Source organism: Agromyces chromiiresistens (assembly GCF_029167465.1).
GTDB lineage: Bacteria > Actinomycetota > Actinomycetes > Actinomycetales > Microbacteriaceae > Agromyces > Agromyces chromiiresistens.
In genome coordinates this window covers 528,507-551,151 of the sequence record NZ_JARFNL010000004.1, presented here as the reverse complement: position 1 = coordinate 551,151, position 22,645 = coordinate 528,507, and the positions used below count along the sequence as shown (strand labels likewise).

The 22,645-nt window shown below is 70.0% G+C and carries 20 protein-coding genes; 5 read left to right on the top strand and 15 right to left on the bottom strand.

The features are described 5' to 3' along the window. The first annotated feature begins 3 nt into the window (after positions 1–3). Positions 4–552 (top strand): hypothetical protein, encoded by a 549-nt coding sequence (locus tag PX701_RS09915; RefSeq protein ID WP_275506195.1) that lies wholly within the window; start codon positions 4–6, stop codon positions 550–552. A 95-nt stretch (positions 553–647) separates the two neighbouring features. Here PX701_RS09915 and PX701_RS09910 read toward each other — a convergent pair whose 3' ends face one another. The 5 genes from PX701_RS09910 to PX701_RS09890 all read right to left on the bottom strand — a co-directional run bounded on the left by PX701_RS09910 (position 648) and on the right by PX701_RS09890 (position 5,225). After that, positions 648–1,691, bottom strand: coding sequence for an aldo/keto reductase (locus PX701_RS09910; protein ID WP_231428738.1), 1,044 nt, complete (start codon positions 1,689–1,691; stop codon positions 648–650). Between the two features lie 55 nt (positions 1,692–1,746). After that, positions 1,747–2,115, bottom strand: coding sequence for a putative quinol monooxygenase (locus PX701_RS09905; protein WP_275506194.1), 369 nt, complete (start codon positions 2,113–2,115; stop codon positions 1,747–1,749). Beyond that, a complete protein-coding gene (locus tag PX701_RS09900) occupies positions 2,112–2,906 on the bottom strand; it encodes an ATP-binding cassette domain-containing protein (RefSeq protein WP_231428740.1) in 795 nt (264 codons plus the stop codon). The genes PX701_RS09905 and PX701_RS09900 overlap by 4 nt, the downstream gene beginning before the upstream one ends. Continuing rightward, positions 2,903–3,979 carry an ABC transporter permease gene (locus tag PX701_RS09895; RefSeq protein ID WP_231428741.1) on the bottom strand — a complete coding sequence of 359 codons (1,077 nt, stop codon included), beginning with the start codon at positions 3,977–3,979 and terminating at the stop codon, positions 2,903–2,905. Before PX701_RS09895 ends, PX701_RS09900 begins: the two co-directional genes overlap by 4 nt. 151 nt (positions 3,980–4,130) lie before the next feature. After that, the gene (locus tag PX701_RS09890) at positions 4,131–5,225 is read right to left on the bottom strand and encodes a substrate-binding domain-containing protein (protein ID WP_275506193.1); all 1,095 of its coding nucleotides are present in this window, start codon (positions 5,223–5,225) and stop codon (positions 4,131–4,133) included. A gap of 174 nt (positions 5,226–5,399) precedes the next feature. Between PX701_RS09890 and PX701_RS09885 the strand changes: the two genes are divergently transcribed. The 4 genes from PX701_RS09885 to PX701_RS09870 all read left to right on the top strand — a co-directional run bounded on the left by PX701_RS09885 (position 5,400) and on the right by PX701_RS09870 (position 11,113). Continuing rightward, a complete protein-coding gene (locus tag PX701_RS09885; RefSeq protein WP_231428743.1) occupies positions 5,400–6,404 on the top strand; it encodes a LacI family DNA-binding transcriptional regulator in 1,005 nt (334 codons plus the stop codon). Continuing rightward, positions 6,401–7,381 carry a PfkB family carbohydrate kinase gene (locus PX701_RS09880; protein ID WP_275506192.1) on the top strand — a complete coding sequence of 327 codons (981 nt, stop codon included), beginning with the start codon at positions 6,401–6,403 and terminating at the stop codon, positions 7,379–7,381. Before PX701_RS09885 ends, PX701_RS09880 begins: the two co-directional genes overlap by 4 nt. Before the next feature lie 238 nt (positions 7,382–7,619). Then, positions 7,620–10,487, top strand: coding sequence for a glycoside hydrolase family 32 protein (locus PX701_RS09875; RefSeq protein ID WP_275506781.1), 2,868 nt, complete (start codon positions 7,620–7,622; stop codon positions 10,485–10,487). Positions 10,488–10,681: 194 nt separating this feature from the next. Continuing rightward, positions 10,682–11,113 (top strand): DUF1761 domain-containing protein, encoded by a 432-nt coding sequence (locus tag PX701_RS09870; RefSeq protein WP_231428745.1) that lies wholly within the window; start codon positions 10,682–10,684, stop codon positions 11,111–11,113. 83 nt (positions 11,114–11,196) lie between these two features. On the opposite strand, the gene PX701_RS09865 is transcribed toward PX701_RS09870, so the two are convergent. From PX701_RS09865 to PX701_RS09820, 10 genes are all read right to left on the bottom strand, one after another. Beyond that, positions 11,197–11,430, bottom strand: coding sequence for a hypothetical protein (locus tag PX701_RS09865; protein WP_275506191.1), 234 nt, complete (start codon positions 11,428–11,430; stop codon positions 11,197–11,199). Positions 11,431–11,981: 551 nt separating this feature from the next. After that, positions 11,982–12,611, bottom strand: coding sequence for an HAD-IA family hydrolase (locus PX701_RS09860; RefSeq protein WP_275506190.1), 630 nt, complete (start codon positions 12,609–12,611; stop codon positions 11,982–11,984). Continuing rightward, entirely contained in the window at positions 12,608–13,753 is a 1,146-nt protein-coding gene (locus PX701_RS09855) for a glycerate kinase (RefSeq protein ID WP_275506189.1), read from the bottom strand. The genes PX701_RS09860 and PX701_RS09855 overlap by 4 nt, the downstream gene beginning before the upstream one ends. Before the next feature lie 63 nt (positions 13,754–13,816). Then, entirely contained in the window at positions 13,817–14,899 is a 1,083-nt protein-coding gene (locus PX701_RS09850) for a tartrate dehydrogenase (RefSeq protein ID WP_275506188.1), read from the bottom strand. A gap of 54 nt (positions 14,900–14,953) precedes the next feature. Continuing rightward, on the bottom strand, positions 14,954–15,940 hold the full coding sequence (locus tag PX701_RS09845; RefSeq protein ID WP_275506187.1) for an ABC transporter ATP-binding protein: 987 nt from the start codon (positions 15,938–15,940) through the stop codon (positions 14,954–14,956). Continuing rightward, positions 15,937–16,935 carry an ABC transporter ATP-binding protein gene (locus tag PX701_RS09840; RefSeq protein ID WP_275506186.1) on the bottom strand — a complete coding sequence of 333 codons (999 nt, stop codon included), beginning with the start codon at positions 16,933–16,935 and terminating at the stop codon, positions 15,937–15,939. Before PX701_RS09840 ends, PX701_RS09845 begins: the two co-directional genes overlap by 4 nt. Then, the gene (locus tag PX701_RS09835) at positions 16,932–17,834 is read right to left on the bottom strand and encodes an ABC transporter permease (protein WP_275506185.1); all 903 of its coding nucleotides are present in this window, start codon (positions 17,832–17,834) and stop codon (positions 16,932–16,934) included. Before PX701_RS09835 ends, PX701_RS09840 begins: the two co-directional genes overlap by 4 nt. Further along, on the bottom strand, positions 17,831–18,799 hold the full coding sequence (locus PX701_RS09830; RefSeq protein WP_275506184.1) for an ABC transporter permease: 969 nt from the start codon (positions 18,797–18,799) through the stop codon (positions 17,831–17,833). The genes PX701_RS09835 and PX701_RS09830 overlap by 4 nt, the downstream gene beginning before the upstream one ends. Positions 18,800–18,832: 33 nt before the next feature. Beyond that, positions 18,833–20,533 carry an ABC transporter substrate-binding protein gene (locus tag PX701_RS09825; protein ID WP_275506183.1) on the bottom strand — a complete coding sequence of 567 codons (1,701 nt, stop codon included), beginning with the start codon at positions 20,531–20,533 and terminating at the stop codon, positions 18,833–18,835. A gap of 126 nt (positions 20,534–20,659) precedes the next feature. Further along, positions 20,660–22,528, bottom strand: coding sequence for a prolyl oligopeptidase family serine peptidase (locus PX701_RS09820; protein ID WP_275506182.1), 1,869 nt, complete (start codon positions 22,526–22,528; stop codon positions 20,660–20,662). Positions 22,529–22,645 lie beyond the last annotated feature (117 nt).

Below are 22,645 nucleotides of genomic sequence, written 5' to 3'. Positions count from 1 at the left end.
CCCATGACGACCATCACCGCCACCGCCGACCGGCGCGGCGCGGCCACGCGCGCGCACGGGTCGTCGCGGCCGCCGCGCCGCGCGTCGGCGGCGCTGGCCGTGCGCGCCGCGATGGCCGCGGTCGCCGCGCTCTGCGTCGGCCTGCACGTGTGGCTCGCCGTCGGCGCCCCCGACTGGCGCTCGCTCGCCATGCTCGCGCTCGCGGCGGCGTGCGCCGCCTGCATGCTGCACCGCGGAGGCACGGCGCTGCCCTCGACGGGCGAGTGGAGCCTGATGGCGGTGGCCGCGCTCGCGATGCTCGTCGTCCACCTCACGGGCGTGGGAGGCGCGGGCGGGCACCATGCGGCGGCCCTCGTCGGCGGCTCCGGCGATGCGGATGCCCCGATCGGCGGCGCGACGGCGGCGGTGCATGCCCTCGCGCTCACGCTCGCGGCGATCGAACTCGGCGTTGCGATGCTCGCCCTCGTGGTCGGCGGAGTACAGCGGCGATCCGAGCGCGGGTGCCTGACGACCGTCGTCCGTTCGGGCGATGCCGGTTCCGCCTCACGATGAGGCGGAACCGGCGCAGCTGAATTCCGCCGAAGCGTCGAGAGCCGTGGTCCCTCGCACGCCGAGCCGTCGATGGGCGCGGCGAGGAACGATCGGCTTCAGTCCGCGAGCGGGCCGCCCGACGGCGCCGCGAACTCCTCGAGCGCGGCGAGCACGTCGGCCGAGAGCTCGGCCCTGCTGGCGGTGACCGCCTCGTCGATCTGCCCCGGGCGCGACGCGCCGATGATGGCGGTGGTCACGGCGGGGTTGCGCAGCACCCAGGCGACCGCGAGCTGCGGGATCGACAGGCCCGCCTGCTTCGCGACGCCGTCGATGCCGCGGATGCGGCGCAGGTAGTCGTCGGTGATGGCCGACCCGTCGAGGAACCGGCTGTTCGCCGCCCGCGAATCGGCGGGGATGCCGCCGTCGAGGTACTTCGCGGTCAGCAGTCCCTGCGCGAGGGGCGAGAACACGGCGCTGCCGACCCGGAGCTCGGTCAGCAGCGGGAAGAGCTCGGCCTCGGGCGTGCGATCGAACAGCGAGTACCGCGGCTGGTGGAGCAGCAGCCGCACGCCTTCTCCTGCGAGCAGCTCGTGGGCGCGGCGCGCGAGCGGTGCCGGGTAGTTCGAGATGCCGACGTAGAGCGCCTTGCCGCTGCGCACGATGTCGACGAGCGCCTGCATGGTCTCCTCGATGGGCGTCTCGGGATCGACGCGGTGCGAGTAGAAGACGTCGACGTGGTCGGTGCGCATGCGGGCGAGGCTCTGCTCGAGCGAGCGGACGAGGTACTTGCGCGATCCGCCGTCGCCGAACGGGCCCGGCCACATGTCGTAGCCCGCCTTCGTCGTGACGAAGAGCTCGTCGCGGTAGCGGCCGAGATCGGTCTCGAGCACGCTCCCGAACGTCGACTCGGCGGCGCCGTACGGCGGCCCGTAGTTGTTCGCGAGGTCGACGTGCACGATGCCGCGATCGAACGCGTGCAGCAGGATCTGCCGCTGGCTCTCGATCGAGCGGTCGCGCCCGAAGTTCTGCCAGAGCCCGAGCGAGATGCGCGGCAGCCGCACGCCGCTCGCGCCCGCGCGCCGGAAGGGCACGTCGTCGTATCGCGTGGCCGCGGCCGTGTGCGGGGTCACGAGCCGGGGGTCGTCGGCGGGGATGGGCATGGTGCTCCTCTGCGCGGAAGGGATCCCCCGAAACGCTACTGGAAGCGCGACCCCCTCACGCGAGCGGCTGCACGAAGGTGAGTTGCGACCCGTCCTCCTCGATGAGCGGTCCCAGCGCGGTGTTGAACACGGCCCCGTACGGTGCGGCGAGGTGCGCGGCGAAGGCCGCGGCGTCGCGGTACGCCTCGGTGACGATGAAGCGGCGACCCGCCGGTGCGGGGCCGGCGACCACGGCGTCGGCCCCTGGCGCGGGCACGGGCGCGCCCACGACCCTGAGCGGGGTGAAGTCGAGGCATCCCGGTTCACGGCGCACGTCCTCGGTGAGCGCGAGGAGGAGGCGCTCGACCTCCTCCTCGCGCCCCGGCAGGGCGGTGAACTCGGCGACGAGACGCACCGGTCCGGCGGGTCGCCCGGGTCGCGTCATCCCTGCGACGCGCCCGTCATGATCGCGACCGCGTCGGTCATCGAGTGCGACTCGGGCGTGATCGTCGCGGCGCGCTTGCCGAGCCGCTGGATGTGGATGCGGTCGGCCACCTCGAACACGTGCGGCATGTTGTGCGAGATGAGGATCACGGGGATGCCCTGGTCGCGCAGCCGCTTCACGAGCTCGAGCACCTGGTTCGACTCGCGCACGCCGAGCGCGGCGGTCGGCTCGTCGAGCACGACGACCTTCGACCCGAAGGCTGCGGCGCGGGCGACCGCGACGGCCTGGCGCTGGCCGCCCGACAGGTTCTCGACCGGCACCGTGACGTCCTGCAGGGTCGAGATGCCGAGCGAGGTGAGCTGCTCGCGCGCCTGCTTGCGCATGCCCTTCTGGTCGACGACGCGGAACACCGAGCCGAGGATGCCCTTCTTGCGCACCTCGCGGCCGAGGAACAAGTTCGACGCGACGTCGAGCGCTGGCGAGACGGCGAGGTTCTGGTACACCGTCTCGATGCCGGCCGCCCGCGCGTCCTGCGGGCGCTTGAAGTGCACCGGCTGCCCGTCGAGGAACAGCTCGCCCTCGTCGGGAACGTAGGCGCCGGTGAGGCACTTGATGAGCGTCGACTTGCCCGCGCCGTTGTCGCCGATCACGGCGAGCACCTCGCCCGGGTAGAGCTCGAGGCTCACGCCGTCGAGGCCGACGACCCGGCCGAAGGTCTTCACGAGCCGGCGTGCCTGCAGCACGGGGGTGCGGGTTTCCGTTGCGGCCCCTGCGGGCGTTGCGGTGGTCATTTGCGTACCTTCCGAATCCACTGGTCGACCGAGACGGCCACGATGATGAGCACGCCGACGGCGAACGTCTGCCAGAGCACGTCGAGCCCGGCGAGCGAGAGCCCGTTGCGGAACACGCCGACGATGAGTGCGCCGAGCAGGGTGCCCCACACGGTGCCGCGGCCGCCGAAGAGGCTCGTGCCGCCGATGACGACGGCGGTGATCGAGTCGAGGTTGAGCTCGGCGCCCGCGTTCGGCGAGGCGGCGTTGGTGCGGCCGATCTGGATCCACGCGGCGAGCGCGAGGATCGCGCCGGCCGCGAGGTAGACGCTCATGAGCACGCGGCTGACGCTGATGCCGGCGAGCCGCGCGGCCTCGGGGTCGTCGCCGACCGCGTAGACGTGCCGCCCCCACGCGGTCTTCGACAGGATCAGTGCGATCGCCACGTAGAGCAGCAGCATGAGCAGCACGCCGACCGTGAAGTTGACCCCGCCGATGTCGAACGTCGAACCCGTCCAGGTGAGGAGTTCGGGCATCTCGCCGCCGCGCACCGTCGCACCGCCCGAGTAGAGCAGGGTGAGCGCGACGAAGATGCTGAGCGTGCCGAGGGTGACGATGAAGGGCGGCAGCTTGAGCCGCGTGACGAGCACGCCGTTGAGCGCGCCGGCGGCGAGCCCGACGACGAGCCCCAGCAGCAGCGCGAGCACGGCGGGGATGCCCTGGTTCACGCTCGTCTGCGCGATCACCATCGAGCTCAGCACCATGGCGGCGCCGACCGAGAGGTCGATGCCGGCGGTCAGGATGACGAGCGTCTGCGCGACGGCGAGGGTGCCGACGACGGCGACCTGCTGGGTGATGAGCGAGAGGTTCGCCGGGTTCAGGAACCGGTCGTTCAGCAGACCGAAGACGATGACCGCGATGACGAGCACGATCGCGGGGCTGATCGCCGGGTAGCGGTGCAGGACGTTGCGGATGCGGCTGAGCGGCGTTGAGCGGTCGAGGAACTCCTCGGCCAGGTCGAGCGCCGAGGTCGGCGGCCCGCTGGTGGGCTGGGCCGGCGCCGCGGGCGCCGGTTCGGTGGTGTGCTGACTCACGTTGAGACTCCGTCGTGTCGGTCGGTGCGGTGGTACGAGGGGCGGGATGCCGCGGAGCGGCGTCGCCCGGGCGGTCGGTGCGGGCCGGGGAGGGGCGGGATGCCGCAGCATCCGTCACCCGACCCGCACCGGGTTCAGGCGGCTGGTGCGATCAGCCCCAGCAGATCTCGCCGGCTTCGGCGGTGTCGATCGACTCGACGCCGTCCTGGGGGTCGTCGGTGACGAGGGCCACGCCGGTGTTGAAGAAGTCGAGGCCGTCGCTGGTCTCGGGCTTCTCGCCGGTCTTCACGAGGTCGAAGATCGCCTGCACGCCGAGTTCGGCCATCTTCACCGGGTACTGCTGGCTCGTCGCGCCAATCACGCCGTCGGCGACGTTCTCCACGCCCGCGCAGCCGCCGTCGACCGAGACGACGATGAGGTCGTCGGTCGCACCGGCCGCCTTGAACGCCTGGTACGCGCCGTACGCCGCGGGCTCGTTGATCGTGTAGACGACGTTGATGTCGGGGTTCTTCGACAGCAGCGTCTCGGCGGCGGTGCGGCCGCCGTCTTCGGCACCCTGGGATGCCTCGTTGCCGACGATCTCGTACTCGCCGCCCGAGTAGTCGCCGGTCTTCTCCTCGTCGCCGTTCGTCTGGTCGTCGGCGAGGTCGATGCCCATGCCGTCGAGGAAGCCCTGGTCGCGAGCCCAGTCGACCGACACGACCTTGTCGTCGAAGAGGTCGATCATGGCGATCGTCGCCTTCTCGCCGTCGAGCTTCGCGGCGGTCCACTCGCCGATCTCCTGGCCGGCGAGGAAGTTGTCGGTCGCGAAGGTGATGTCGGCGGCCTCGGGGTCGGCGGGCGGGGTGTCGAGGGCGATGACGTAGAGGCCGGCGTCGCGGGCCTTCACGAGCGCGTCCTCGACGCCGGGGCCGTTCGGGGTGATCAGGATGCCGGCGTCGCCCTTCGAGATGGCGTTCTCGATCGCCTGGATCTGGGTGTCCTCGTCGCCGTCCTCCTTGCCCGCGGCGAGCGTGAGGTCGACGCCGAGCTTGTCGGCGGCGGTCTTCGCGCCGTCCTGCATCGCGACGAAGAACGGGTTGGTCGTCGTCTTCACGATGAGCGAGACGCCGATCTCCTCGTCGCTGCCCGACGCGCTCGCGCCGTTGCCCGACGCGCAGCCCGTGAGGGCCAAGGCGGCTGCGGCGGTGATCGAGACGCCGGCGATCAGTCGACGGCGGAGCCCGCCGGTTGCTGCGTGATTCATCGATGAATCTCCTCTGGTGTGGGGGACCCGTTGTCCTCCTGACAACGATGTCAAAGGTAGGTCTAGCCGATCACCATGTGTATAGTCAAGTCCAACGAGCACATTGGAGACCGAAACGTGACACCGTTGTCAGAGTCGGAGCCCGCAGCGGGCGGCACCCGATCGCGACCCACCATGCGACACGTCGCCGCGCTCGCGGGCGTCGGCGTGAAGACCGTCTCGCGCGTCATCAACGGCGAGCCCAACGTCTCGGCCGCAACGATCGAGAAGGTCAACGCCGCCGCCCGCAAGCTCGACTACCAGCCCGACCTGCACGCCGGCAACCTCCGTCGCGCCGATGGCCGCACCCGCACCCTCGGGCTCCTCGTCGGCAGCGTCGACAACCCCTTCGCCGGCGCCGTGCATCGCGCCGTCGAAGACGCGGCGGCCGACCGGGGCGTGGCCGTCTTCGCCTCGAGCCTCGACGACGACCCCGCCCGCGAGCAGGAGGCGGTCGCGGCGTTCCTCCGTCGCCGGGTCGACGGCCTCATCCTCACGACGGTCTCCGAGAGCCAGGCGTACCTCGCGCCCGAGCTGCGCCGCGGCACTCCCGTCGTCTTCGTCGACCGCGAGCCCGCAGGCCTCACCTCCGACTCCGTCGTCAGCGACAACGCCGACGGTGCGGCGCTCGCCACCCGCCACCTGCTCGAGCACGGCCATCGCCGCCTCGCCTACCTCGGCGACCGGGCCGGAATCCAGACCGCGCGAGAGCGCCGCCGCGGATTCCTCGAGGAGCTCGGCCGGGCCGGCGTCGCGACACGCGACATCCCCGTCGTCGAAGGCCTGCACGACGAGGCGACCGCCCGCGAGGCCACCCTCGCCCTGTTCGCGGGCGACCAGCCGCCGACCGCGATCTTCAGCTCGCAGAACCTCGTGACGATCGGCGTGATCCGGGCACTGCGCGAACTCGGTCGACACCACGACACCGCGCTCGTCGGATTCGACGACGTACCGCTCGGCGACCTGCTCGATCCCGGCATCACCGTCGTGGCGCAGCATCCGCAGGAGATCGGCCGCCTCGCCGCCGAGCGCGTCTTCGCACGCCTCGACGGCGACGAGGCGCCCGCGCTCCGCACGGTCGTGCCCACGACGCTCATCGTGCGCGGATCGGGCGAGCTGCCTCCGAAGGCCGAGCGGTGACGGGCGCGACGACGCCGGGCGGTGCGCGGCCTCGCGCCACGCGGGTGACCGTCATCGGCGACGCGCTCATCGACGAGCTGCGCGACCTGCTCGGCGCGCGGGAGTTCGTCGGCGGCGCCGCACTGAACGTCGCGGTGGGCCTGTCGCTCCTCGGCGACGACGTCACGCTCGTCGCGATGGTCGGCGACGACGAGCCGGGGCGACGCATCCGCGCGTACCTCGCCGACTACGGCGTGCGGCTCGTCGCGACCCCGTCGCCCCTCGGCACGTCGCGCGCGATCTCCGACCGCCGCGACGGCGAGCCGCGCTACGAGTTCAACGAGGCCGCGCGGCGACGACGACTCGACTTCGACGACCGGGCGCGTTCGGCGATCGCCGGTGCCGACCTCGTCGTCGTGAGCTGCTTCCCCTTCGACGACGCGCAGCAGCTCGACGCCCTCGTCGAAGCGATCGATGAGCCCGAGCGCCGGCTCGTCGTCGACGGCAACCCGCGCGAGGGCATGCTGCGCGACCGCGCCGCGTTCCTCGCCGGGTTCGTGCGCGTCGCCGCACGTGCCCTGCTCGTGAAGGTCGGCGACGAAGACGCCGCACTGCTGCTCGGCGACGGGCTCGACGCGTTCGTCGCGCGCCTGCGCGGTGCCGCGTCCGTCGACACCCCGGATGCCTCGCGCACCCGCCCCCTCGCCGTGCTGGCCACCGCCGGGCGCGAGGGCGCGTCGGTGCATCACGGAGGCGTGCACGTGCACGTCGGCATCGCCTCGCTGCCCGGCCCGGTGATCGACACGATGGGGGCGGGCGACGCGACCCTGTCGGCCGTCGCGCACCACATCGGCCATGGCGGGCTGCCCGTCGACGAGGCATCCTGGTCGGTCGCCCTCGACGCCGCGATGACGATCGCGGCCGCGACCGTGCGCCATGAGGGCGCCCTGCTGCGGGTGCCGCACCTGGTCGGGCCGGCCGACGCGCTCGGCAGCTGACGCGCACCGCCGCGCTCGGCGTCCTGCCCGCGGGACACCCGGCGAAACGGCCCTTGCATTGTCCGGCGGACACTGCGTAGCATCGCCGGCGTCGAACCTGACAACGATGTCACCTCGGGTGACGAGTTCCGCGCAATGAAGGGCGAATCGATCGATGACGACGGTATCAAGACTCCGTTTGGCCGCAGTCGCGGCCGTGACCGCGGCGGGCTGCACGCTCGCCGCAGCGGCACCGGCGATGGCCGATGACGCACCCGACCCGGCGAGCGAGCAGTACCGGCCGTACCTGCACTTCTCGCCCGAACGCAACTGGATGAACGACCCCAACGGCATGGTGTACGAGAACGGCACCTGGCACCTGTTCTTCCAGCACAACCCGAACGGCACCCGCTGGGGCAACATGAGCTGGGGCCACGCCACGAGCACCGACCTCGTGCACTGGGAGGAGCAGCCGCTCGCGATCCCCCAGACCTTCGACGAGTCGGGCACCGCGATCGAGGACATCTTCTCGGGGTCGGTCGTCGTCGACGAGGGCAACACGACGGGCTTCGGCACCGCCGACGACCCGGCCCTCGTCGCGATCTACACGAGCGCCTACACCGGCACCCACCCGACGCACGCGGGCAAGCAGGCGCAGTCGCTCGCCTACTCGCTCGACCACGGGCAGACGTGGACGAAGTACGAGGGCAACCCGGTCTACGACCGCGACTCGGCGAACTTCCGCGACCCGAAGGTGTTCCGCTACACGAACCCCGGGACCGGCGAGTCGTACTGGGTGATGGCCGCGGTCGAGGCGACGAGCTACCAGGTGATCCTCTCGCGCAGCGACGACCTGAAGTCGTGGACCGAGCTCAGCACCTTCGGCCCGGCGAACGCGACCGGCGGCATCTGGGAGTGCCCCGACCTGTTCCCGCTCGCGGTCGACGGCGACCCGGCGAACACCAAGTGGGTGCTCGTCGTGAACCTCAACCCCGGCGCGCCGAACGGCGGCTCGGGCGGCCAGTACTTCGTCGGCGACTTCGACGGCACGACGTTCACGTCGGAGAGCACCGTGAGCGCCGACCAGTTGCCCGACGGCACCGTCTTCGCGGGTTTCGACGACGGCACGTACGACGGCTGGACGGTGAGGAACGAGCCGGGCAACTGGAAGAACGGCCCGTGGGGCGACGCACCCGCGGCCGGCAGCCTGCCCGGCCAGAACCCGGTGTCGGGCTTCATCGGCGCCGGCCTCGTCAACGGCTTCAACGACGGCGACTGGCCGGTCGGCACCATCGACTCGCCGACCTTCACCGTCGAGCACGACCTCGTCAACCTGCTCGTCGGCGGCGGCAACCACCCCCACGTCGAGGGCGCACAGCTCGGCAACGAGCCGCCGGCGGGTCGCACCCTCTTCGACTTCGAGCTGCCCGACGGCACGACCCTCGCCGACAGCGGCTGGAGCGTGACGGGCGACTTCGCGACCGATCCGGCACGCAACCCCTCGACCGCGGGCGGTGAGTACTCCCTCGGCCAGAAGCGCATCAACACCTGGGAGGGCGGCCCGAAGGGCGACGACAACACCGGCGACCTCACCTCGCCGGCCTTCACGATCGAGCCCGGAGAAGACCACCTGAGCTTCCTCGTCGGCGGCGGCAAGCGCACCGACGGCTCGCTCGACGTGCAGCTCCTCGTCGACGGCGAGGTCGTGCGGTCCGCGACCGGTCCCGAGGCGGGCGCCCTGAACTGGCGAAGCTGGGATGTCTCGGAGTACGCCGGCCGCGAGGCCAGGCTGCGCGTGCACGACGCCGCCACCGGCGGCTGGGGCCACCTGACCGCCGACCACTTCGTGCTGGGTGCCGAACCGGCGGTCGTGCGCTCGGATGAGACCACCGTCAACCTGATCGTCGACGGCGAGGTCGTGCGCTCGGCGACCGGCACGAACAGCGAGGGCCTCGACTGGCGCAGCTGGGACGTGTCGGAGTTCGCCGGCCGCGAGGCATCCATTCGGATCGTCGACAACAACCGGTCGGGCTGGGGTCACGTGCTCGTCGACCAGGTGATGTTCGCCGATGCCGCGGCGACGCCGCGCATCGAGGGCTACGACTGGCTCGACTGGGGTCGCGACTACTACGCGACGGTGTCGTTCAACGGCGCACCCGACGGCCGGCGCGTGATGCTCGGCTGGATGAACGACTGGGACTACGCGCAGGACATCCCGACCGGCTCGTGGCGCAGCGCCATGACGCTGCCCCGCGAGGTCGCGCTCGTCACGACGCCGAAGGGACCGCGCCTGACGCAGCAGGTGGTGCCCGAGTTCGCCGAGCTCGAGCAGCCCGATCGCGCCTTCATCGATCCGGCGGCAGCCGCCGGCGGCCGGGCGATCGCCTCGGGAACCGAGACCCTGCCGATCTCGGGCGACCGGGTGCGCATCGACGCGGTCATCGACCCCGGCTCGGCCGATGCCGCAGGGCTGACCGTGCTCGGCGACGACGAGTCGGCGACGCGAATCGGCTACGACGCTCGGTCGGGTCGGCTCTTCGTCGACCGTCGCGACTCGGGCGTCACCGACTTCCACCCCGCCTTCGCGTCGGTCGACGACGTCGCCGCGCCGCTCGCCGACGGGCGCATCGCGCTCACCGTCTGGGTCGACCGCGCCTCGGTCGAGGTGTTCACGGCCGACGGGCGCACGACCATCACCGACCAGGTGTTCCCGAACGCCGGCGCCGACCGCATCGGGCTCTTCGCCGACGGCGGCGACGCCGCGCTCGAATCGCTCACGGTGACGCCGCTCAACGGCGCGATGTGGAAGGAGGCCGGGGCCGACGGCGCGATTTCCGCGCCCCCGAGCGCGGAGGTGACGGCGCTCACCGGCCCGCGCAAGGGACCCGACGCCGACGGCGACTACGAGATCAAGGTGAAGACCGGCAAGGGCCGGCCGACCACGGTCGTGCGGCTGCTCGAGAGCGGCCGCGTGATCGACCGGGCCTACCGCGGCGCCGATGCCGAGCGCGTCGTCGCGTTCGAGATCGAGGATGCCTCGCCGGGCGAGCACCGCTACACGGTCGAGCTCGAGAACTCGGCCGGCGTGACCGCCGGCGGCGAGGTCACGGTGCACGTCGCCGGATGAGACCGGGTGGGGCGCCCGTCGTGCTGACCGGGCGCCCCGCCCTCGTCCGTCGGCGTGATGCCGCGACGGAGATGCGGAAAATACCGCCCGTCGACTTCCGGCAGGAGCAGAATGCGGCATAACGGATGCGAGCCCGCATGCCGTGCCACAGCGAGGCGGTCCTCGCCGCCTCTCGCCCACGGAAGGGTGTTCTCATGGTTCCCGAGATCAACTACTGGACCGTCCTGCTCGCCACCCTCTCGAGCATGGTCATCGGTTCGATCTGGTACGCCCCGAAGGTCTTCGGCATGAAGTGGGCGAAGCTCGCCGACGTCGACATCGACCGACCGGGGGCGAGCGCCGTCGGGCCGATCGTCGTCACCGTGCTCGTGAGCTTCATCACGGCCTGGGTGCTCGCGGGCAGCACGGCGATCGCCTGGCACTTCTACGGCGGCGGATTCCTGCTGTCGGCCGTCGTGACGGCGATCGCGCTCTGGGCCGGCTTCACGGCCGCTCGCTTCATCACGCACGACGCCTTCGAGGGGCGCCCCGCCGCGCTCACCACGATGAACATCGCGCACGAACTCGTCACCGTCGTCGTGATGGCGATCATCATCGGCGTCTGGCCGCCCGCGGGCACGGTCTAGTCCCGGGCACGTTCTCTCCCCTGCATAGGGGCCGGGATGCGCGAGGGCCCTGCGACGTACGCCGGGCCTTCACGGCACTCGGGTCACAGCGAGGTCGCGACCCACCAGCCGATGATGAAGAGCCCCATCACGATGAAGAGCAGGCCGATGACCACGAACAGGGCCCGGCTCGGGGCGCGCGCCGCCGCGCGCCCCGGGCGCGACCGGCGCTCCGCCGCGATCGTCTCGGCGAGCCACCTCCGCCGGGTGACGAGCGCGATGCCGGCGACGAGGGCGAGCACCGCCCATGCGAGCGCGAAGACCAGGCCGAGTTGCACCACGTCAGCCTAGCTGTGAGCGGCGCGCTGCCGACGCACGTGGCGGTGAGGCGCAGCGGAGATGCGAAAGGCCCGGCACTTCCGAAGAAGACCGGGCCGATGGTAGCGAGGGCGGGACTCGAACCCGCGACACCACGGAGGCGACGGGGTCGTTCTCGAGATAGTCATCGCGATCCGGAAGTCTCGGATTTTCTCGGGATGACCCGGGATTCCTTGAGAGAACGGATGCTGTGAGTGCGATGCTACACGGACGAGCTGGGAACGTTTGGGGTCTCCTCGGACCAATATCCGTTGAGTATGCGTGCGCGCATCAGATCGTCGACATGTGCGCCCGCCCAGGCGCGCCTCACATGAAATCGGCGTCGACGAATACCTGACCTCGTGCGTGGCCCCGGTGCCGCATGCGGCTTCTGGCCCCGCCCGCGGCACGCGCCGGGGCTGGGCCGTCCGCATAGGCTGAGCGATCCCCGTGAAGTGAGACGAGGTTGCTCAGGCGCCCCGAGACCTCCCCGACTCGATCGCCCGACAGCCGTCACCGCATCGTGGCGCGCCTATGCGACGCCAAGCACCTCGTTGGCCAGCGGCGCAAGCGTTCTCTGCTCGGATATCGGGGCCGGGAGGTCACCGCGATCCATGCCGATCCGGTTGTGCCACCAGACCGGCATCCCCACGCCGGCGGCACCCGCAATGTCGAATTGCGAACCCGCGACGAACAGCGTTCGCGCCGGGTCGGTGCCAAGCTCGTCCAGGGCGAGCCGATAGGGCTCCGGCCGTGGCTTGTAGGCGCCGGCCCGTTCCGACGTCACGACGACCTGGAGCGGAGCCCTGAGGAGACGAGCCGCGCGGTGCCCGAGGTCTTCCGAACAGTTGGTGACCGCGCCCAGCCGGACGTGTTGACCGAGCCGGCCGAGGGTCTCTGGTGCATCAGGCCATGGCTGGAGTTCATCCCAGGTGTTGACGAGCATCTGAACCGCAGCCTGCCCGACGCCTTCCTGCTGCGCCGCTTCAGCGACGACGGCCTCGTACGGGCGGTACTCGCCTGCCCCGTAGGTGAGTTCCAGATAGCGTTGGCGCCATCGCGCGCCGAGCTCCGCGCTGCCCGCCGCAGCGTTCCACAGCGACCACGAGTCGAGGAGCGCGGTCAGGAGATCGAAGAGTACGGCGTCGTACCGAGGTTTCATGAGTGGATGTCCGTTCGATCGGGCGGAGCCGCGGGAGCAATCGCCACGGCGAGCTTGGCTGCGAGGCGGGACCCGCTGTCGATCAGCCATCGGCGAGGGTCGGAGATCGCCGCTCGGGTCGACCCTGCGGATTCCGTCAACGAGATGGCCAAGGCGAACCCGTCCGTCGCGGCGACGATCCTCCCGGCGACGAGTGCCGTGGGAACGTGAGCACGGCGCGCGATGCCGAGCACTTCGGAGGGCACCTTCCCTGCCAATGACTGCCCATCGAACTGGCCCTCTCCGGTGATGACGAAGTCAGCGTCGGTGACGGCTTCGGCGAGGCCGATCGCGTCGGCGACCACCGATGCTCCCAATTCCAGGCTGGCGCCCCAGACCATGAGCCCGTAGCCGGTACCGCCGGCGGCCCCAGCACCAGCGGAGTCGGGCGCGACACGGACGCCCGCTTCACCCAGAACGGAGACATAGTGGTCCAACGCTCGTTCGAGGACGTCGACTTCGTCCGCATCGGCACCCTTCTGCGGGCCGAAGACGGCGGCCGCTCCGTGCGGTCCGAGCAGCGGATTGGTGACGTCCGACAGCCCGATCACGCCCCTGCTCGGGACACGGGCAAGGCCTGCGAGATCGGTGGTTCGGAGCCTCATGAGCCCCCGACCGCCGAGACTGATCGGCTGGCCGTCGGCAGTGGTGAATCGTCCGCCGAGGGCCGAAAGCATGCCGGACCCGCCGTCCGTGGATGCGCTCGAGCCGAGGGCGACGAGGACCCGGGTGACCCCCGCATCAAGCGCCGTCGAAATGACCTGACCGAGTCCGAACGTATGGGCATCGAGCGGCGAAAGCGCGTCCATCAGAGTGATGCCGGAAGCACTCGCGAGCTCCACAGCCGCGGTCCCGTCGGGGAGCATGAGCCACGGCGCGTTCATCGCCCTGCCGTCTGGGCCGAAAACTCGGGCGTGCTCCCACGAGGCGCCCGGAATGGCGGTGGCGAGCGCTGCGAGAGTCCCCTCACCGCCATCCGCCATGGGTTTGAGCACGAGCTCGTCTTCCGGGCGTCGGGTCTTCCAGCCGGCCGCGATCAGCTTCGCGGCTTCGTCCGCACCGACAGTTCCCTTGAACGAGTCGGGCGCTACCACCACCTTCATCAGGCGTGCCCGACCGGCCGCACCGGTAGGGAGTACTGACGGGGAAGGGAGAACACGTGGAACCTACCCCTCGATCGCCTCGGCGATCTCGCTGCCGAGTCGAACCGTCGTGCCCCGACCTCCGAGATCCGGGGTGAGCATCGAGTCGTCGGAGATCTCGAGCACGGCTTCGATCGCGGCGACGATAGCGTCGCCTGCTTCGGGGTGGCCGAGGTGGTCGAGCATCATGGCGCCTGCCCAGATCTGGCCGATGGGGTTCGCGATGCCACGGCCGGCGATGTCGGGTGCTGACCCGTGGACCGGCTCGAAGAGGCTCGGGAAGGTGCGCTCGGGGTTGATGTTTGCGCTCGGTGCGATGCCGATCGTTCCGGTGCAGGCCGGTCCGAGGTCGGACAGGATGTCGCCGAAGAGGTTGCTCGCCACGACGACGTCGAACCAGTCGGGATGAAGGACGAAGTTCGCCGCGAGGATGTCGATGTGGTACTGATCACGGTCGATGTCGGGGTGCTCCTCGCCGACGGCTGCGAATCGTTCGTCCCAGTAAGGCATCGAGATCGTGATCCCGTTGCTCTTGGTGGCGGAGGTGATGTGCTTCTTCGGTCGACGGTCAGCGAGGTCGTATGCGTAGCGCAGCACCCGGTCGACGCCGGTGCGAGTCATGACGGTCTGCTGCATCACGACCTCACGGTCGGTTCCGTCGAAGATTCGGCCACCGATCGCGGAGTACTCCCCCTCAGTGTTCTCGCGGACGACGACGAAGTCGATGTCGCCCGGCCCGCGACCGACGAGGGGCGACTCGATGCCGGGCATCAGCCGGCAGGGCCGCAGGCTGATGTACTGGTCGAAGGTGCGGCGGAACTGGATGAGGCTTCCCCACAGCGAGACGTGGTCCGGGACGACGTCGGGCCAGCCGACGGCACCGAAGAAGATGGCGTCGAATCCGCGCAACGTCTCGAACCAGTCGTCCGGCAGCATCTGCCCGTGCTGCTGCCAGTACGGTGCAGAGGCGAAGTCGAACCATTCGTATTCCAGCGGGATGCCGAAGCGCTTCGCGGCGGCGTCGAGGGCGCGGATCCCTTCGGGGACCACCTCGGTGCCGATGCCGTCGCCGGGGATCACGGCGATGCGGTGGGCGCGTTCAGTCATGGAGAGTTCCTGTCTTCGTCGGTGTGCGGAGCGGCTCGGTGGACGGGCGCGGACCTAGACGGCGGCCCGCTCCTCCGGGTAGTGGCAGGCGACGCGTTGTCCGTCGCCGAGCCCGGCGAGCGGCGGCTCGACGGCCGCGCAGAGCTCGGTCGCCTTCCAGCACCGGGTGCGGAAGCGGCATCCGGACGGCGGGTCGACCGGGCTCGGTACGTCGCCGCCGAGAACGATCCGCTGCCGACCGCGCTCGACCCTGGGGTCGGGGACCGGGATCGCGGACAGCAGCGCTTGGGTGTACGGATGCTTCGCGTGATCGAACAACTGATCCACCGGGGCTTCCTCGACGAGCTTGCCGAGGTACATCACGCCGACTCGGTCGCTGAGGTGCCTGACCACCGAGAGGTCGTGCGCGATGAAGAGGTAGCCCAGGCCGAGGTCTCGCTGGAGGTCGTCGAGCAGGTTCAGCACACCGGCCTGGACGCTGACGTCGAGCGCGCTCACGGGCTCATCGAGGACGATGAGCGACGGCTCGACGGCGAGGGCCCGGGCGATGCCGATGCGCTGACGCTGACCGCCCGAGAACTCGTGCGGGAATCGGCTGCCATGCCGAGGGTCGAGCCCGACCTGCTCGAGCAGTTCGTTGATCCGGGCCGCCCGGTCGGTCCGGTGCAGTCCGTGGATCTCGAGCGGCTCGCTGAGCGTCGCACGCACCGTCTTTCGGGGGTTCAGCGACGCGTAGGGGTCTTGGAAGACGAACTGGACGCGTCGCCTCAGGCTGCGAAGCGCCGAGCCTCCGATCGACGTGATGTCCTCGCCATCGAGGGCGATGGTGCCGGCGGTGGCGGTCTGCAGGCGGGCGACGGTTCGGCCGAGTGTCGACTTCCCGCAGCCGGACTCGCCGACGAGTCCGTAGGTCCTGCCGGCAGCGACCTCCAGGCTCACGTCGGAGACCGCTTGGACGATCTCGCCGCCGCGACCGAACAGCCCACCGCCGCCGACCCGGTACTCCTTGACCAGCCCGCCGACTTCGAGTGTCGCCGTCATCGTGCCTCCACCTGCCATTCGCCGACACGCACGCATGCCGCCACATGCCCGTCGCCGACCTCGACCGCCGGTGGCACCGCGACGTCGCAGCGGCCGGCGATCGCGTACCTGCAGCGGGGCGCGAATCGGCAGCCGGGCGGCCAGGCGGTCGATACGGGCGGTTGCCCGGGGATCTGGAACAGCCGCTCGTCGCGGGAACGCCGGTCGAGGCGAGGCAACGAAGCAAGGAGGCCGGCCGTGTAGGGGTGCGCGGTCTCGTAGAAGAGCGGCTCGACCGGGGCGGACTCGACGACCCCACCGGAGTACATCACGAGGACCCGGTCGGCGCTGCCCGCGACGACGCCCAGGTCGTGGGTGATGAGCATGACGGTCGTGCCGGTCCGGGCCTGCACCTCGCGCAGGACGTCGAGGATCTGCGCCTGCACGGTGACGTCGAGGGCGGTCGTCGGCTCATCGGCGATCAGCAGATCGGGCTCGTTCGCGATGCTCATGCCGATCATCACTCGTTGGCGCATGCCGCCCGAGAACTCATGCGGGTAGCGCGCCATCCGCTGGTCCGGGGAGGGGATCCCGACCAGGGTCAGCAGCTCGATCGCGCGGGCACGGCGCGCTTCCCCGCTCATGTCGGGGCGATGCACCCGGACAGCCTCGATGAGCTGGTCACCGACGGTCATCACCGGGTTCAGGGCGGTGAGCGCGTCCTGGAACACGATCGCGATCTGCCGGCCTCGCACCTCGCGAAGCTCGTCCTCGGAGAGCCCGACCAGCTCGCGACCACGGAACCGGATCGAACCGGTCACGACGGCGGCCTTCGGCAGGATCCCCATGATCGCCATCGCGGTCATCGACTTCCCGGAGCCCGACTCCCCCACGATGCCCAGCGTCTCCCCCTCGCGCAGCACGAAGGAGACGTCCTCGACCGTGCGGGCGAGACCGGAATCGGTCGGGAAGCCGATGGAGAGGTGCTCGACCTCGAGCAGGATGTCGGTACTCACAGGTGCTTCCCTTGCGGATCGAGGGCGTCGCGCAGCCCGTCGCCGATGAAGTTGACGGCGAGCACGGTGACCAGGATGAACAGCCCCGGGAAGTAGAGGAGGTACACCTGCGGCGTGCCGACGTACCCGGCGGCCTGGCTGAGCATGGAACCCCAGCTCGTCTGCGGCGACTGCACGCCGAAGCCGAGGAAGCTGAGGGTCGACTCGGCGATGATCGCGGATGCGACGGCGAGGCTCATGCCGACGGCGACCACGCCGGCGAGATTGGGAAGGAGGTGAGCGAGGATGATCCGGAGGTTCGACGCCCCGATTCCGCGGGCGGCCTCGATGAAGTCCTTCTCCCGGAGCGAGAGCACCTGCGCCCGCACCACCCTCGCGATGTACGTCCAGCCGAGTGCGGTGAGCGCGAACACGATCGTGACCGGCGAGGGACCGAGACCTTGCACGATGACCGCGAGCAGCGCGATCGCCGGGACGATGAGGAAGAGGTCGGTGATGCGCATGAGGAGCTCACCGACCCAGCCGCCGAGATAGCCGGCGACCGCGCCGAGCGTCGTGCCGACGAGCGTGGACAGCAGGGCGACGAACAGGCCGATCGCGAGGGAGATGCGTCCGGCGTAGAGGATCTCGCTCAGGAAGTCCCGTCCGAGCTCGTCGGTGCCGAGCAGGTGCTCGGCCGACGGCGCTGTCGGCCCGAGCAGCAGATCCTGTTGGCCCTGAGGGTAGGGGGCGATCCAGTCGGCGCCGAAGCACACGATCATGAGCACGAGCAGGACAATCATGCTCCCGAGCGCGAGCCGATGCTTCAGGAAGCGTTGCAGGAGCTGGCGACCCGACCCCTGTTGCACGTCCTGTTCGGCGAGGAGTTCCTCGTTCCCAGCCAATCCGGCCCCGCTCATCGCAGCCTCACTCTCGGGTCCAGTAGTGCGTAGCCGACGTCGGCCAGCAGGTTGCAGATCACGACGGCGATCGCGACGACGATCATCCACGGCAGCAGCACGAAGACGTCGCCGGCGACGAGCGAGTCGAGGAAGAGCCGCCCCATGCCCGGGATCGCGAAGATCTGTTCGGTCACGACGAGCCCGCCGATCAGCACAGCCGCGTCGAGCGCGACGACGGTCACGAAGGGGGCGAGCGAGTTGCGAACAGCGTGCCGCCAGATGATCTGTCGTCGAGGCACGCCCTTCGCGCGTGCGGTCCGCACGTAGTCGCTCGACATGGCATCGAGCATCGCTGCCCGGCCGAATCGGCTCCAGGTCGCGACCAGGGCGATCATGAGCGCCGCGACGGGGAGCACCAGGTGCCTGACGTAGTCGAGGTTGAAGCCCTCTTGCCCCGGCGAGTGCAGTCCGATGAAGTACAGCGGGGGCTCGGCGAGGCCGAACTGCTCCTTCGGCCAGACCGCGAAGGTCTGGATGAGGATGAGCCCGAACCAGAAGGCGGGCATGGCGATACCGAGGTACGCAGTGCCGGTCAGCAGGTTGTCACCGAGCGAGTAGCGCCGGACGGCGGAGTAGACGCTGACGAGGCCCGCGACGACGACCGCGACGAGCAGTCCCCAGAACGCGAGCTGGATGGTCGGCCAGAGCGCCTCGCCGATGAGCTGGAGCACTGGCGAACCGGTTCGCGAGCTCGTACCCCAGTCACCGGTGACGAAGCTCCGCAACCAGAGGAAGTACTGTTCGAGGATGGAGCGGTCGAGCCCGAGTCGCTCGATCTCGCGCGCGACCGCGGTGGGATCCTGCGCCTGCCGAAGCTTCGCGAGCGGATCGAAGGTCGAGCGAACGGCCCAGAAGAGCACGAAGGAGGCCACCAGGATCACCGGGATCGAATACAGCACTCGTCGGATGATGAAGGTGAACAACGTCGTCCTCTCCTGAGCCGTTCCGGTCCGGCGTCAGCCGGCGAGGCCCCAGGCCGCGAGGTTCCAGAACGGGCCCTCGACCGGGTTGATGCTCAGCGGACCGCCGACCTTCTGGTTCCAGAGCAGCACGTTCGGCACGGTGTCGATCGGGATCGACGGCACTTCCTCGGCGATCAGGCGGTCGGCCTCGATCGAGGCCGCGACGCGTGCGTCCTGGTCGAGCTCGTCGTCGACCTGCGCCAGCAGGCCGTCGAGCTCGGGGATGTCGGCGCGGAAGAAGTTGATCCCGGAGTAGCCGTTCGCCTCGCTCGGGATGTTCGTCGAGGTGAACGAGGCGCTGAGCGTGGGCTCCGGGAAGGTGTCCACGATCGCCCACAGGCCCGCCTGGAAGTCGCCCTCCGGTGCGATGGTGCCGAACAGGTCGGCCGGGGTGACCGACTTGATGTCCATCTCGAAACCGGCCTCCTGCAGCTGCGACTGGATGACCTGGACGGTGAGGTCGCGCCGCTTGTTGCCGGCGAGCGTCTCGAGGGTGAACGAGGCGGTCTCGCCGTCCTTCGCCCAGACGCCGTCGGCGTTCTTCTCCCACCCGTCGTCGGTCATGATCTCGTCGACCTGGTCGAGATCCTTCGTGTACTCGGCGAAGTCGTCACCGCCGAACGCGCCGACGATGGGGGTGTTGAAGCTCTGCTGGGCCGAATCGATTCCGAGCTCACCGAACAGCCGCTTCACGATCGCGTCGCGGTCGAGCGAGTACGCGATCGCTGTGCGGACCGCCTTCGAGTCGAACGGAGCGACCGAGTTGTTGAACCAGAGCGCCTCGAGGTTGCCGCTGCGCGCGTCGATCGATGAGCTGATGCCGGGCAGCCCGGCCTCGATCTGCTTCAGCGCGTCGAGCTGCGCCGATGGGTACAGGGCATCGACCTGGCCGCTCTTCAACGCCTGGAACGCGGCGGCGGTGTCGGGCAGGAACATGAAGGTGACCTTGTCGAGGTGCGGCTGCTCGCCCCAGTACTCCTCGTTCGGCACGAGCGTCACGGAGGTGCCGCGGTCCCAGGACTCGATCTTCCAGGGTCCGCCGCTGAAGTCGTACCCGTCCTTCATGATCGCTGCGCGGTCCTTCCCGTCGAGGAGGTGCGAGGGAAGGACGCCGTAGACGCTGAAGAGCGAACGCCAGCCGGCGTACGAGCTGCCGAGGGTCACGATCGCGGTCTGCGGATCGGGCGTCTCGACCGACTCGATGCCGGTGTAGCCGCTCTTGTCGAAGATGTCGTCACCGTCGCGGATCTGCATGGCGGTGTAGGCGAAGTCGGCCGACGTGATGGGCGTGCCATCCGACCACACCGCCTCGGGGTTCAAGCGGTAGGTGATGACCTGCTTGTCGCCCTGCATGACGGCTTCCGGCTCCTCGCTCATGAGGTCGGACGCGACCGGGGTCCAGACGTCGTCGACGAGGCGGGTCTCGAATGCGACGGGCATCGTCGGGACCTGCATGATGTAGCTGCCCCAGATGGAGCCCGCGCAGGTGGCGATCCAGTCGGCGCAGTCGGGCTCCTGCTCGGCACCGATGACGAGCTCGCCGCCGTCCGTGACGGTGAGGTTAGGGGTGTCGGTGGGCTCGGCGCTCGTCGCTGAGCAGGCCGAGACGGAAGCGACGGCGAGCGTCGCGATGAGCACGGCGGCGGCGCGAACCGGCCGACGCCGCTGGGACTGTGAAACCTGAGACCTCTGCATTGGGGAACTCCGTGATCGTGGGGGAAGACGTCCGGTGCCACCACCGGCGAGGGCCGGTGGGTGGTTTGACTATAGGCGCATTGCGGAAGGTTAGCAATGCCCATAGTCAATGTAAGTGACTAAGTGCTATGAACGGGGCGCCGGGGCGATGTCGCGCTTGTTGCCGTCGCTCCAGCGGCGCCCCTCGAGCGCGCGCAGGGCGAGCTCAAGCATGATCCGCTGCTCCGATTCGAGCAGATCGAGACCGGTCGGCTCGTGGCCGCCGTCGAAGATTCGCAGCACGACGTCGCCGCCGCGTTCGGCCAGCTCGTCGACGAACCGTTGCACGCCGACGATCGGTGTCCTGGTGTCGAGCGCGCCTTGGTTGATCCAGGCGGATCCGCGGATCCGATCGACGTAGCTCACCGCGGAGTAACGTGCGACCGCCTCCGGCGGCACCCATGTCTGCCAGACGCCGCGGACCGCAGGATTCATCGCTGCGATCGCCGCCTCCCAGTCGGCGACCGCGACGTGCGCGAACCCGCCTGCGAAGAGCTCCGGAAGCCGGCCGAGACTCAGGAGGGTCAGATGCCCGCCGAACGACGCTCCGGTGATGAAGGTGGAGTGCGGTTGGCCGAGCCCCTGGTCGCGCAGCCAGCCGACCGCAGCGGCGATGTCCTCGATCTCGCGGTCGCCGCCCGATCCCCAGAACCCCTCGCGGAACGCCTGCCCGAATGTCACCGATCCGCGATAGTTGACGGTCGCATAGGCGAAGCCGGCATCGATCCAGGCCTGTGCCGTCGGACTGTATTCGTCCAGGAAGACGAGGTTCGGCCCGCCGTGCACCTCGAGGACCGTGCCGAGCGGTTCGCGCTCCGGCGGGAGGCCGAGCCAGACCTGCACGGGTGTGCCGTCGGCACTCGCGACCATCCGCGAGGTGAACGGCACGCCGGCCGGTGTCGCCGCCGGCGGCAATCCCGCTGTCACGTCGCCGTCGGCATCGATGAGCTCAGCATGGAGGGGCAGATCCCAGGCGGACCGGAGGGCCGTGAGCTCCCCACCGGCGCGGTACCAGGACGCCCATTGAAAGGCGTGCACGTCGGCGACATCCGGGTTGGCGAAGCTCCCGCCCGTGCGGATCACCCGGTGCTCGCCCGAATGCTCGTCGATCTCGACGAGGCGCTGAATGCCGTCCTCGACATGGACGGCGAGGATGCGCCCGGTGGCCGGGTGCCAGTCGAGCGGGATGACTTCGCCGCGGAGATCCGGCACCGGGTAGTCGGTGCGCGCGCCGCTCACCGGGTCCCAGATCGCCGGACGTGCGTAGCCCGTCTGCTCCGTCGAGACGAGGAGGCGTTCGTCGCCGACCTCAGGTGAGAAGCGCACCGCCCGCACCGGGCCGGCGGGCATGTCGTTCAGCACCGCGACCGGCGCGCCGCTCGCGACCTCGAAGACGCTGACCGCGGCCCGGCGGACGCCCGGGTTGTGATCGGTGGTGTCCATCGAGGCGAGCCGGCCGTCGGCCGACGGCTGGCCGTACCAGGCCTCTGCCGAGGTGCGATGCACGACGGAGGCGTTCCCCCAGGGGCGGGCGGGGATCGCCAGTAGGTGGTAGCCCGCTTCGTCCACGATCGAGGCGAGCACGAGCGAGCCGTCGGCGCTGGCCTCCAGGCCGCGGAGCACGAAGGACTCGCGACCCGGGGTGAGGTCGACTCGTTGCTCGCCGTCGAGGCTCGTCGCGACGAGCGTGCCGACTTCGGAGCCTCCGCCGTCGGCGAGGTCGACGATCCATCCGCTCCCTTCGCCCGCGATGATCGCGCCGACCGCGACCGGGAAGGGCAACTCGTCGCCGGGCGCCTCGCCCGCTCTCCAGAGCCTCGCGAACGACTCGGTTCGCTGGTCCTCGACGACGAGCGCGAGGTCGGGGTCGGACTGGGCCGGGCGGATCGCAAGGGTGTGCTGCACCGCGAATCGCGCACGCATCCGCTGGTCGAGTCGATCGATCGCTTCGGTCATCCACAAGCTCCTTCGCAAGGCGGCATCCGTAATCAGCATGAATGACTATACCGTTGACTTGCAAGCAGGTGCACCATTTTGCGTCGTCAATGTCGTTGACTACGTGGAAGACTCCCG

Bases quoted from the DNA above. Each gene is read 5' to 3' on its own strand.
- PX701_RS09915 (WP_275506195.1), top strand. From the start codon at position 4: ATGACGACCATCACCGCCACCGCCGACCGGCGCGGCGCGGCCACGCGC.
- PX701_RS09910 (WP_231428738.1), bottom strand. From the start codon at position 1,691: ATGCCCATCCCCGCCGACGACCCCCGGCTCGTGACCCCGCACACGGCC.
- PX701_RS09905 (WP_275506194.1), bottom strand. From the start codon at position 2,115: ATGACGCGACCCGGGCGACCCGCCGGACCGGTGCGTCTCGTCGCCGAG.
- PX701_RS09900 (WP_231428740.1), bottom strand. From the start codon at position 2,906: ATGACCACCGCAACGCCCGCAGGGGCCGCAACGGAAACCCGCACCCCC.
- PX701_RS09890 (WP_275506193.1), bottom strand. From the start codon at position 5,225: ATGAATCACGCAGCAACCGGCGGGCTCCGCCGTCGACTGATCGCCGGC.
- PX701_RS09885 (WP_231428743.1), top strand. From the start codon at position 5,400: ATGCGACACGTCGCCGCGCTCGCGGGCGTCGGCGTGAAGACCGTCTCG.
- PX701_RS09875 (WP_275506781.1), top strand. From the start codon at position 7,620: ATGGCCGATGACGCACCCGACCCGGCGAGCGAGCAGTACCGGCCGTAC.
- PX701_RS09870 (WP_231428745.1), top strand. From the start codon at position 10,682: ATGGTTCCCGAGATCAACTACTGGACCGTCCTGCTCGCCACCCTCTCG.
- PX701_RS09860 (WP_275506190.1), bottom strand. From the start codon at position 12,611: ATGAAACCTCGGTACGACGCCGTACTCTTCGATCTCCTGACCGCGCTC.
- PX701_RS09855 (WP_275506189.1), bottom strand. From the start codon at position 13,753: ATGAAGGTGGTGGTAGCGCCCGACTCGTTCAAGGGAACTGTCGGTGCG.
- PX701_RS09850 (WP_275506188.1), bottom strand. From the start codon at position 14,899: ATGACTGAACGCGCCCACCGCATCGCCGTGATCCCCGGCGACGGCATC.
- PX701_RS09845 (WP_275506187.1), bottom strand. From the start codon at position 15,940: ATGACGGCGACACTCGAAGTCGGCGGGCTGGTCAAGGAGTACCGGGTC.
- PX701_RS09835 (WP_275506185.1), bottom strand. From the start codon at position 17,834: ATGAGCGGGGCCGGATTGGCTGGGAACGAGGAACTCCTCGCCGAACAG.
- PX701_RS09825 (WP_275506183.1), bottom strand. From the start codon at position 20,533: ATGCAGAGGTCTCAGGTTTCACAGTCCCAGCGGCGTCGGCCGGTTCGC.
- PX701_RS09820 (WP_275506182.1), bottom strand. From the start codon at position 22,528: ATGACCGAAGCGATCGATCGACTCGACCAGCGGATGCGTGCGCGATTC.